11 protein-coding genes are annotated in these 11,117 nt (G+C 63.7%); 8 read left to right on the plus strand and 3 right to left on the minus strand.

Annotated features, from left to right (window positions below; all coding sequences use genetic code 11):
* The first annotated feature begins 17 nt into the window (after positions 1–17).
* From NYQ88_RS05595 to NYQ88_RS05610, 4 genes are read left to right on the plus strand one after another with little or no spacing between them, the layout of a single operon-like run.
* Positions 18–1,877 carry a DUF2264 domain-containing protein gene (locus tag NYQ88_RS05595; protein WP_275653970.1) on the plus strand — a complete coding sequence of 620 codons (1,860 nt, stop codon included), beginning with the start codon at positions 18–20 and terminating at the stop codon, positions 1,875–1,877.
* The gene (locus tag NYQ88_RS05600) at positions 1,874–2,884 is read left to right on the plus strand and encodes a hydroxyacid dehydrogenase (protein ID WP_275654852.1); all 1,011 of its coding nucleotides are present in this window, start codon (positions 1,874–1,876) and stop codon (positions 2,882–2,884) included. The genes NYQ88_RS05595 and NYQ88_RS05600 overlap by 4 nt, the downstream gene beginning before the upstream one ends.
* Positions 2,881–4,515, plus strand: a complete 1,635-nt coding sequence (locus NYQ88_RS05605; protein ID WP_275653971.1) for an acyltransferase — start codon at positions 2,881–2,883, stop codon at positions 4,513–4,515. The genes NYQ88_RS05600 and NYQ88_RS05605 overlap by 4 nt, the downstream gene beginning before the upstream one ends.
* A 14-nt stretch (positions 4,516–4,529) precedes the next feature.
* Positions 4,530–5,177, plus strand: a complete 648-nt coding sequence (locus NYQ88_RS05610) for a ThuA domain-containing protein (RefSeq protein WP_275653972.1) — start codon at positions 4,530–4,532, stop codon at positions 5,175–5,177.
* A 133-nt stretch (positions 5,178–5,310) separates the two neighbouring features.
* Here NYQ88_RS05610 and NYQ88_RS05615 read toward each other — a convergent pair whose 3' ends face one another.
* Positions 5,311–6,030 carry a class I SAM-dependent methyltransferase gene (locus NYQ88_RS05615; RefSeq protein WP_275653973.1) on the minus strand — a complete coding sequence of 240 codons (720 nt, stop codon included), beginning with the start codon at positions 6,028–6,030 and terminating at the stop codon, positions 5,311–5,313.
* Positions 6,031–6,169: 139 nt separating this feature from the next.
* On the opposite strand from NYQ88_RS05615, the gene NYQ88_RS05620 reads away from it, so the two are divergent.
* Both NYQ88_RS05620 and NYQ88_RS05625 read left to right on the plus strand, forming a co-directional pair.
* Complete coding sequence (locus NYQ88_RS05620) at positions 6,170–6,658, plus strand: ferritin-like domain-containing protein (protein WP_275653974.1); 489 nt, start codon at positions 6,170–6,172, stop codon at positions 6,656–6,658.
* Between the two features lie 48 nt (positions 6,659–6,706).
* Positions 6,707–6,940: a DUF2934 domain-containing protein gene (locus NYQ88_RS05625; RefSeq protein ID WP_275653975.1), complete on the plus strand. Its 234-nt coding sequence runs from the start codon at positions 6,707–6,709 to the stop codon at positions 6,938–6,940.
* A gap of 133 nt (positions 6,941–7,073) precedes the next feature.
* On the opposite strand, the gene efp is transcribed toward NYQ88_RS05625, so the two are convergent.
* Positions 7,074–7,643 carry an elongation factor P gene (gene efp / locus NYQ88_RS05630; RefSeq protein WP_275653976.1) on the minus strand — a complete coding sequence of 190 codons (570 nt, stop codon included), beginning with the start codon at positions 7,641–7,643 and terminating at the stop codon, positions 7,074–7,076.
* 129 nt (positions 7,644–7,772) lie between these two features.
* Between efp and epmA the strand changes: the two genes are divergently transcribed.
* The gene (gene epmA, locus NYQ88_RS05635) at positions 7,773–8,822 is read left to right on the plus strand and encodes an EF-P lysine aminoacylase EpmA (RefSeq protein WP_275653977.1); all 1,050 of its coding nucleotides are present in this window, start codon (positions 7,773–7,775) and stop codon (positions 8,820–8,822) included.
* A gap of 185 nt (positions 8,823–9,007) precedes the next feature.
* Complete coding sequence (locus NYQ88_RS05640; protein ID WP_275654853.1) at positions 9,008–10,036, plus strand: lysine-2,3-aminomutase-like protein; 1,029 nt, start codon at positions 9,008–9,010, stop codon at positions 10,034–10,036.
* Positions 10,037–10,121: 85 nt separating this feature from the next.
* Here NYQ88_RS05640 and NYQ88_RS05645 read toward each other — a convergent pair whose 3' ends face one another.
* Positions 10,122–10,898, minus strand: a complete 777-nt coding sequence (locus NYQ88_RS05645) for an SDR family NAD(P)-dependent oxidoreductase (RefSeq protein ID WP_275653978.1) — start codon at positions 10,896–10,898, stop codon at positions 10,122–10,124.
* Between the last annotated feature and the right edge of the window lie 219 nt (positions 10,899–11,117).

Raw genomic sequence — 11,117 nt, forward strand, 5'->3', positions numbered from 1 at the left:
AGAGATGCCGAGCTGACATGACCTACGATCCCGTTTCCGCCAATCCGCTGGCCGGTAATCCGCTCAAAAGCCGTAACGATGTCGAAAAGGGGCTGCGCGATCTGTTTGCGCCGCTGCTGCCCTATTTCTCCGAAGGTGGGGCGCGGGTGCGGCTCGACGCGGTGGGCGCCCATTTTGATCGGGCGGCGGCCGACCTTGAAGGCTTTGCCCGGCCGCTGTGGGGGCTGACGCCGCTGGCCGCAGGCGGCGGTGATTTCGACCATTGGGCGCTTTATCGTCAAGGTCTGGCCAATGGCACCGATCCCGAGCACCCCGAATATTGGGGGACGGTCAACGGCATTGACCAGCGGCAGGTGGAGCTGGCGGCCATCGGCTTTACCATGAAGATGCTGCCGCACCTCGTCTGGGAGCCGCTGCCGCAAAAGGCCAAGGACAATCTGGCCGCCTATCTCAAGCATGCGCGCCAGTTCGATTATGCGCCCAATAACTGGAAGTTCTTCCGTATCCTCGTTGATCTCGGGCTCGAGGAATGTGGGGTCGAATTCGACCGCTCCTATACGGACACATATCTGGCCGAGCTCGAGGATTTCTATATCGACGATGGCTGGTATCGCGACGGCAATATCCGTCGGATCGACCACTACATCCCCTTCGCCATGCATTTTTATGGGCTGATCTACGCCAAGCTGGCGCGGGGCGACGGGGACCGCGTGGCCGTCTACAAAGAGCGCGCGCGGCTCTTTGCGCGGGATATCCAGCACTGGTTTGACGATGAGGGCGGCACGCTGGCCTTCGGGCGTTCTCTGACCTATCGCTTTGCCTGTGGCGGCTTCTGGGGCGCGCTGGCCTTTGCCGATGTCGAAGCGCTGCCCTGGGGCGTCATCAAGGGCCAGTTCCTCCGGCACCTGCGCTGGTGGAGCAAGCTGCCGATTGCAACGCGCGATGGCGTGCTCTCGGTGGGCTATGGCTATCCCAACCTCTTCATGTCGGAGAGCTATAATTCCTCGGGCTCGCCCTATTGGGCGCTCAAAGCCTTCCTGCCGCTGGCGCTGCCGGCCGACCATCCCTTCTGGACGGCGGAAGAGGTCGAGGCCAATTTCGACGATGCGCCGGTGCCCTTAAAGCATCCGGGCATGGTGATGATGCATACGCCGGGCAATGTGGTGGCGCTGTCGAGCGGCCAGCAGAACTGGCAGATGCGCCACGGCACCGAGAAATACGCCAAGTTTGTCTATTCCTCGCGCTATGGCTTTTCCGTTGAGGCCGATGAGCGGGCCTATCCGCAGGGCGCGTTTGACGGGGCGCTCGCCTTTTCCGATGACGGTCGCCATTATCGCGTGCGCGAGACCAATGAGAGCGCCAGAATTGCCGGCGACAAGCTCCACGCCGTGTGGAAGCCCTGGGCGGATGTGACGGTCGAGACCTGGCTGATCCCGGCCAATCCCTGGCATATCCGCGTGCACAAGATCACGACGCCGCGGGCGCTGCATGCCACCGAGGGCGGCTTTGCCATTGGTCGTGCCGACCAGAACGCCGACACCTATATCGACGAGCCCGGTCGCGGTGTGGCCAAAAGCGTGACCGATGTCAGCGCCATTGTGGATTTGTCGCCGGACGGCCAGCGCGAGGGGCGGGCTTTCCGGGCGCTGCCCAACACCAATCTCATCGTCTCGAAAACCATCGTGCCGCAATTGCGGGGCGAGATCCCGGCCGGGACCACTGTTCTGGTCACGGCGGCGATGGCGCTTCCGGCTGGTGCCGCGGCCGAAACGGCCCTCGCCCAGCCGCCCAAGGCGCCCGACCTTGCCGCGCTCGAAGCGCTTTTTGCCCGCGAGGGCGTTGATGTCAGCGCCATTATGGTGCCGGAGACTTTCTGATGCGCCCAAAACTTGCTTTTGCCATGGCGCCAGACAAGACGCGGCATGTGTTCGACACCGCCACGGTCGATCGCCTTGACGAGAGCTGCGAAATTCTCTCGCGCCAGCCGTTTGAGGATCTGACCACTGACGTGGCCAGGGCCGCGATGGCTGAGGCGGAAATATTGGTGACCGGCTGGGGCTGTCCGATGATCACTCCGGCGCTTTTGCGCCAGATGCCGCAGCTGAAACTCATCGCCCATGCGGCGGGGACGGTGAAATTCACCGTCGACCCGCTCGCCTATGAGGCAGGCATCAGGGTGACGCATGCGGCGGAGGCCAACGCCGTGCCGGTGGCCGAATATACGCTGGCGGCGATCCTCTTTGCCAATAAGGCCGTGTTCGAGTTGCGCGACCGCTATCGCGCTGATCCCAGCCGGATGACCAGCTATGCCCTGATGGATCAGCCCATCGGCAATTTCCGTCGCGTGGTGGGCATTGTCGGGGCGTCCCGCATCGGGCGGCGCGTGATCAAGCTGCTGAAGCCATTCGATATCGAAGTGCTGCTCTTTGATCCCTTCGCGCGGGCAGATGATCCGGAGCTTTCCGGGGTGGAACTGGTCGATCTCGAGAGGCTGATGTCGCGGTCCGATGTGGTGTCCATCCACGCGCCTCTCTTGCCCGCAACGCGGGGCATGATCCGCGCGCTGCATTTGCGGCTGATGCGGGACGGGACGACCTTCATCAATACGGCACGCGGGGGATTGGTGGACGAGGCGGCGCTGGTCGAAGAGCTGGAAACAGGACGGATAAACGGCATTATCGATGTGACCGAGCCGGAAATTCCTGCGCCAGACTCCCCGCTTTACCATCTGGCCAATGTCTTCCTCACCCCGCATCTCGCCGGGGCGGTGGGCACGGAGCGGCTGCGATTGGGGTTGATGGTGGCTGATGAAATCGAGCGCTATGTGCGCGGCGAACCCCTGCACTACGAGGTGGTGCCTGAATTGCTGGAACGGCTGGCATGACTGTGTCCAATGCCTCTGATGAGGGGGACTGGCACGAGGCCCGCCTGCAGTTTCTGACCTGGGACCGCACGCCGGACGATATCGAAAGCGTCGAGCATCGGGCGCGGCAGGCGCTGCTGGTCGAGCGGGCAGGGGCCAGTTTTGCCCCCGATGCCTATGTGGCCGCAGACGCCGCGATTTTTACGACGCGGCTGGTGCTCGGCGCGAAAAGCTGGATTGCCGGCCATGCGCTGGTGCGGGGCAATGTGACCTTTGGCAGCCACTGCACGGTCAATCCCTATGCGATGATCTCGGGCAAGGTGCGCTGCGGCGATGGCGTGCGGATCGCCAGCCATGTGTCCCTTGTCGGCTTCAACCACGGTTTTGACGACCCCGATGTGCCCATCCACCAGCAAAAGCATGAGAGCCTCGGGATCATCATCGAGGATGATGTGTGGATCGGCGCCAATGCGGTGGTAGTCGACGGGGTGACTGTGGGTCGGGGCGCCGTGATTGCGGCCGGGGCTGTCGTCAGCAAGGATGTGCCGCCCATGGCGGTCGTCGGCGGCGTGCCGGCCAAAGTGCTGCGCTTTCGCGGGCAGGGGCGGAGCGACGCCGTGCGCGAGCAATTGCAGGCGCTGGGCGCGCGGGCGCAAGAACAATGGCGCGATGTGTTGGCTCAGAACCGGGACGGGGACGAATATGTCTCGCGCGAGAATGATGGCAGCGTGCGAAAATCCAACCGCCATCTCTGCGACGCCATCGAGATTGCGGCCGGGTTCGGGGAACTGCCGCCGGGCCTTGATGTTGCGGCTGCGATCGCGCGGCTGCAGGCGGTGCAGGACCCGGCGAGTGGGCTCTTCCCCGATCCCTTCCAGCCGCCGCCGCCGGGCGGCGCCATGCGCGATGACGGGCTGGCGCTCTACAATGTGCTCTCGGCCGGTTATGCGCTCGAAGTGCTCGGCAGCCGTCCGCTCCACCCGATTTCGGCGGTGGAACTTGCTGGCCCGGAGCTCTGCGACTGGCTCGAAAGTCTCCCCTGGCGGTCACGCGCCTGGGGCGCAGGGGCCAGCGTGGATGCGATCAGCACGGCGCTTTATTTCAACGCCCGTTATTTTGCCAGCGGGCGGGCGCGGGAAACGCTTTTTGGCTGGCTGGCGCTGAAACAGGACCGGGGCACGGGTCTTTGGGGCAGTGCCACGCCAGAGCAGGGCCTGTTGCAGCCGGTCAACGGGTTTTACCGGCTGACGCGCGGCACTTATGCCCAGTTCGGCGTCGCCGTGCCGCGACCGGAAGCGGCGATCGACAGCGTACTGCTCAACTATCGCAATTTTGGCGGTTTTTCTGCCGCCACCTACACGGCCTGCAATCTGCTCGATACCATCCATCCGCTTTTGCTGTGCCTGATGCAGACTGATCACCGGCGGCGGGAGGCCGAGGAAATTGCGCGGGCCATCATTGCGCAGGCGGGTGAGCGCTGGGTGGAAGGCCGGGGTTTCGCCTTTGCCGACGGGCAGACGCCGGGCCTGCAGGGCACGGAAATGTGGCTCTCGGTGGTGCATCTGGCGGCCAAGCTGCTGGGCATGGACGAGGCGTTTTCCTTCGTGCCCAAGGGTGTGCACCGGACCGAGGCAGTGGGGCTGGGGCTCTAGGAAAGGAACGTGAGATGACGGGGAAGAAGGCGCTGGTCGTCTGGGGCGGGATGGAATTGCACACGCCCGAACGGGGCGCGCATGTGGTGCAGGCGCTGCTGGAGGAAGAGGGTTTCGCCGTCACCGTTACTCCCGACTATGAGGCGCTGGGTGCCGAAGATGTCGGCGAGAACGATCTCATCGTGCCGGTCATCACCGATGGGACGCTGGCGCCAGAGAAGATGAAGAACCTCATCGGCGCCATTCGCGCCGGCACGGGGCTCGCCGGCTACCACATGGGCCTTGCGACCACGTTCCGGGCCAGCGTGCCCTTCCGATATGCCGCCAGCGTCTATTGGGTGCAGCATCCGGGCAATATCATCACTTACCAAGTCCACGTGACCCGCTCCGACCACCCGATCATGGCCGGGATCGAGAGTTTCAGCCACACATCCGAGCAATATTATCTCAATTATGATCCGGCCGTTGAGGTGCTGGCGACGACGACTTTTTCGGGCGAATTCCACCCGTGGCGCAAGGATGTGGTGATGCCGGTGGTGTTTACCACGACCCATGACAACGGTCGGGTGTTTTATTCCTCACTCGGCCACACGGCCGATGAGCTGGAGATCCCGCAGGTGCGGACAATTTTGAAGCGCGGGCTGCTCTGGGCGGCGCGGTAGTGCGGGGTAAAATACCCCCACCTAGCCTCCCCCTGAAAAGGGGGAGGGATGCGCCTGTGGCTCACATAGCGCGTGGCAAACTCGATAGGCTCCTCCCCCTGTCAGGGGGAGGCTAGGTGGGGGTATCCGCCACTCACTCCGCCGCTTCTTCCGCCCGCCGCCGCAGCACTTCTGATTCCGGTAGGGCGTTGGCATAAGCCAGTTCGCGGTTGGCGCGGGCCCAGAAGGCGGGGTGGACGCGGTCGAGCAGGTCCGGGTCTTCCGGCACGAGGCCAAGTCCCGATGCGGTGGCGTCATCGAGATAGAGGATGATGTTCTGGCGGTACCAGGCCGGGATGGCCTCGTCGGCCCAGAGTTTTGGGCGCAGCACATCATAGGGCTTGCGGCCATGGGCGGCGAAGAGGTCTGCCCAAAAGCTCTGCCACTGCTCGTTGATATGGCCGACGCCGCCCTGGCCGGGAATGGCAGCACTGAAGAGGGTCGCCGGACCCATGGCGACGAGATCGGTCACAAAGCCTTCCGCGCGCTCCGGCGTCAGGTGTTCGGCCACTTCGAGTGACATGGCGAGATCGACCTGCGCGCCGGAAAAACCGTGTTCGAGATCCTGATTGGTAAAATGGATCCGTGGATCATCAAGCATGTCCGGGCGGACCCAGGCGCCTTCTATGCCGTAGACGGCGGACGCGCCCGCCTCCAGCGCCGCCGCCAGAAAAGTGCCCGTGCCGCAGCCGATGTCGGCAACGCTGTCGCGCTTCAGTCCAGCCGGAAGTGCAGCGAGAATATTGGCTGCCGCATGAGCGGTGTGGCTCCGTCGATCGGCGTAGAAATCGGCGGGGTAGAGGCTGGTGGACATGGGCACAATCACTCCTTGCGACCACACTAGCAAAATCGGGTTCCGGGGACAGTCGATTTGTTATGCGGAGGAACCGTTGCCGCACCCGGTTCGTTTGTGGAGCAGCGTCACTACCCCATCAAATTCTGGAGACGACAACATGGCTGACAAGCAACTGGACGATCTCTTTCTCGACACCCTCAAGGACATCTACTACGCCGAACGGCAGATCCTGAAGGCACTGCCGAAGATGGCCAAGGCTGCCACGTCCGAAGAGCTTCGTGCCGGCTTCGAACAGCACCGCCAGGAAACCGAAGTGCAGGTGGAACGGCTTGAGCGCGTGTTCGAAATCCTGGGCAAGAGCCCGCGCGGCAAGACCTGCGACGCCATCCTTGGCATCCTCGATGAGGGCAAGGAAATCATGGAAGAATACAAGGGCACTCAGGCGCTGGACGCCGGGTTGGCCGCTGCCGCACAGGCTGTCGAGCACTATGAGATTGCCCGCTATGGCACACTGCGCGCCTGGGCCCAGCAGCTCGGCCACAAGGAAGCCGCCGATCTCTTCGCTCAGACTCTTGCCGAAGAAGAAGCGACCGACAAGAAGCTGACCCAGCTGGCGACCGCCGTCGCCAACAAGAAAGCTGCCTGATTGGCAGACGGGTGGGCATTGCGCCCACCCTTCCGGGTCTAGCGGCACATGCGCAAGAACACAGCCCTGGCCGAACGCGTCCGCGACACGGCCTATTTCCTGTGGGAGCAGGATGGACGCCCCGAGGGGCGTGCAATGGAATATTGGCTTCGGGCCAAGGCGATGTATCTCCGGCAGCTGGCCTATGATCGCTGGCTTGCGGATGGAACGCCCTCGGACCGGTCGGATCTGCACTGGTATCAGGCGGAAGCCGAGATCGATCAGAAGTTTGACGACAAATGAGAACGGGCCCCGCGGGGCCCGTTTTTTATATCGCGTGCTTGGAGAGGCTGGGCCCTGCGAGCGTAGCTCTTCGGGCCTGATCGCCTAAAACGCTCCACCGGAGCGTTTTCGCCGCGCGGAGCGCGGCCGGCGATCAGTCCTTCGCGCGTTCTACGTAGGAGTTGTCTTCGGTCAGGATGACGATGCGGGTGCCGGCGCCGATATGGGGCGGGACCATGACGCGCAGGCCATTGTTGAGCGTGGCAGGCTTGTAGGACGACGACGCTGTCTGGCCCTTTACCACCGGCTCGGTCTCGGTGACTTCGAAGGTCATGCGCTGCGGCAGTTCCATCGAGAGCGCAATGCCCTCGAACGTCATCAGGTGAACCTTCATGCCATCGGACAGATAGGCCGCCTGGTCGCCGATCACGTCGTCGGGAACAGTGATCTGTTCGTAGGTGGCGGGCTCCATGAAGTGATGGCCTTCGCCATCGGAGTAGAGATAGTCGTAGACGCGGTCATCGACGTCGGCCTTCTCGACCATTTCAACCGTACGCCAGCGGCCGATGACCTTCACGCCGTCGGAGATGCGGCGCATGTTGACGTTGGTGATGGAGTTGCCCTTGCCCGGGTGGACGTTTTCAGCGGTGAGGACGACGTGCAGATTGCCGTCCTGCTCGACCACATTGCCTTTGCGCAGGGACGAGGCGATGACCTTGACCATATTTCTTCCTTGTTCGTAGCTCTGGCGCGTACTAGAGGCTGGGCCATCCCGCGCGCCGATAAACGTATCATCGAGCGCCCGATACATTATTCCGCGCCAAACCGCCAGACCGGAGCGCCAGAAACCCGTATGTCCGCACCCAAAGCCTCCCCCTGGTGGGCGCCCGAGCGCCATGCCGACCGCCGTCCGATCCTGCTCGCCCGCAACCGCATCGATGCGGCGGTGCGCGCATGGCTGGCCCAAAACGACTTCCTCGTGGTCGATCCGCCGGGGTTACAGCGCTCCCCGGGCAATGAGGCGCATCTGCACGCATTCGGCACCAATATGATCGGCAATGACGGGGAGGGGCAGGCCATGTATCTGCACACCTCGCCCGAATTCACCATGAAAAAACTGCTGGCCGCGGGGGAGCAGCGCATCGCCAGCCTCCAGCATGTCTGGCGCAATCGCGAGCGCAGCGCGCTGCACCATCCCGAGTTCACCATGCTCGAATGGTATCGTGTCGGCGAGCCCTATGACGTCATCATTGCCGATACGCTGGCGCTGATCCGCCTTGCGGCCATAACCACAGGGATCACCCAGTTCGAGTTCCGCGGCCGCCTCTGCGATCCGCTGGCCGAGGCGGAGCGGATCAGCGTTGCGAATGCGTTTTCGCAGCACGCCGGCATCGATCTGCTAGCCACCATGGACGAGGCGGGCGTGCCTGATGGGGAGGCCCTGGCAGCGCAGATGGAAGACCGGGGCATGGATGTGCCCGAGGATCGCAGCTGGAGCTATCTTTTCAGCCTTATTCTGGTCGAGAAGGTGGAGCCGCAGCTGGGCAATGGACGCGTGACCGTGCTCGACCGCTATCCCGCCTGCGAGGCGGCGCTGGCGCGGCGTGTGCCGGATGATGCGCGGGTGTCCGAGCGGTTTGAGGTCTATGCCTGCGGGGTCGAGCTGGCCAATGGGTTTGGAGAGCTCACAGACGCGGATGAACAGCGCCGGCGTTTTGAGGGCGAAATGGCGGAAAAGCAGCGCATCTATGGCGAGCACTATCCGATCGATGAGGATTTTCTGGCGGCACTGGATGTGATGCCGGAAGCCAGCGGCGTCGCGCTGGGCTTTGACCGGCTGGTGATGCTGGCGACGGGCGCGCCGCGCATCGAGGCTGTGCTGTGGGCACCGGTGGCGGAATGAGTGGCGCGGCAAAGCAACCCCTCACCCGCCCCGTCCTGCGGACGGTCCACCCTCTCCCCCAGGGGGAGAGGGGCAGCTCCACTCCTGTGACGGGCACTGAGCCCCCTTCTCCCCTCGAGGGAGAAGGTGCCCGAAGGGTCGCCGAATTAGCTTCCGACTTCGGCTGGGATGAGGGGGGACGATCCATCAAGTCGATAGAAAGCTTGAAAGCCGCCGGCCTCAGCGATTCGATTGGCCTCGACGCCGTCGCGGAAAAATACGCCATCGGCATCACTCCGGCCGTGCATGCGCTGATTGATCCAAACGACCCCGATGACCCGATGGCGCGGCAATTCGTGCCGCGGCTCGACGAGCTGGTGTCGACGCCAGAAGAACGCGAGGACCCGATCGGGGATCTGGCGCACTCGCCGGTGGAAGGCATTGTCCATCGCTATCCCGATCGCGTGCTGCTCAAGGCGGTGCATGTCTGTCCGGTCTATTGTCGCTTCTGCTTCCGGCGCGAAATGGTAGGGCCGCAGGGGCTGGGCACGCTGACCCCGGCCGAGCTCGATGCAGCCATGGCCTATATCGCAGCGCACAGCGAAATCTGGGAAGTGATCCTCACCGGTGGCGATCCGCTGGTGCTGTCGCCGCGCCGGTTGCGGGCGCTGATGGAGCGGCTGGCGGCGATCCCCCATGTCAAAATCGTGCGCTTTCATACCCGCGTGCCCGTGGTCGAGCCGGACCGGGTGGACGACGAGATGGTGGCGGCGCTGACAGCGAGCGGCAAGACCACCTATCTGGCGGTCCACGCCAATCACCCGCGCGAATTTACCCCGGCAGCGCAGCAGGCATTCCGCAACCTCATCGCCGGTGGTGTGGCGCTGGTCAGCCAGTCCGTGCTGCTGCGTGGGGTCAATGACACTGTCGAGACGCTCGCAGCGCTGATGCGCGGCTTCGTCGAGAACCGGATCAAGCCGTACTATCTCCATCACCCCGACCTCGCGCCGGGCACCAGCCATTTCCGGCTGTCGATTGAGGAGGGCCAGGCGCTGGTGGGCGCACTGCGCGGGCGGATTTCAGGCCTCTGCCAGCCCGTCTATGTGCTTGATATTCCCGGCGGACACGGCAAGGCCGAATTGGCGCAGAGCCGCGTATCAGGCGGCGATGGCTGCATGAGCATCCGCGACTGGCAGGGCAATGAGCACGCCTATCCGCCTTCCGGCAGTGACTAGGTCAGGCACATGAGGATGGGGCACGCTAAGTGCCCCATCAAAATTACACACATTCAACGCACCACTGGCTGCGCTGACATGGCTCCTACTTTTCTCGGTAGATGTCGAAGGGGCCGATGGCCTGGGTTGTCGCCATCATCTGGATCTTGTTGATGTTGACGTGCTCGGGCAGGGATGTGGCCCAGAAGATGCTCTCGGCGATATCCTCGGCGGTCATGGCCTTGGTGCCCGAATAGGGGGCGGCGGCCTTGCCTTCGTCGCCCTTGAAGCGGACCAGCGAGAATTCGGTCTCGGTGAGGCCGGGTTCGATATCGGTCACGCGCACATTCTTGCCCTGCAGGTCCGAGCGCAGATTGAGGGCAAAGTGCTTCACGAAGGCCTTGGTCGCGCCATAGACCGAGCCGCCGGGATAGGCATATTCGCCGGCCACCGAGCCGAGCGTCACCACATGGCCACCGCCACGAGCGATGAGGCCGGGCAGCAGCAGGCGGACGGTATAGACGAGGCCGGAAATATTGGTGTCGATCATCGTCTGCCAATCATCGAGATCGGCCTCGGCGGCAGGCTGGAGGCCGAGCGCGAGCCCTGCATTGGCGAGCACGATATTGATGGCGTCAAAGGGCGCGGGAATATCGGCGATGGCCTTTTCGAGGGCAGCGCGATCCCGCACGTCGAGCGCGATGATGTGGCAGTTGTCCTTGCCCAGTTCTGCCTGCAGCTCTTCGAGGCGATCCTCGCGCCGGCCGGTCGCGATGACCTTGCCACCGGCTGCCACATAGCGCCGCGCTGCGGCCGCGCCGAATCCGGAGGTGGCGCCGGTGATGAAGACGACGAAGCGGCTGGGATCGAGCAGCTGATACATGACAGTCCTGAGCGTAGTCGGAAGGATGAAAGGGAGGGTGGACCGGGCCGAGGGGCGACGTCAACCATGTGGCGGCGTTGCGCATCGGTCACGCTCGCCGGCAATGACGGCGAAAGTGACCGCACGCACTTGTTCCTGCCGGTCCCAGCGCCCTAAACTCGCCATGAAAGGGCCGCCTCTTTGGCCGGTGCAGGAAGATTTGCACAGCCTGGGGGGGGC

The sequence above is a fragment of the Devosia sp. SD17-2 genome, assembly GCF_029201565.1.
In the GTDB taxonomy this organism is placed as follows: Bacteria; Pseudomonadota; Alphaproteobacteria; order Rhizobiales; family Devosiaceae; genus Devosia.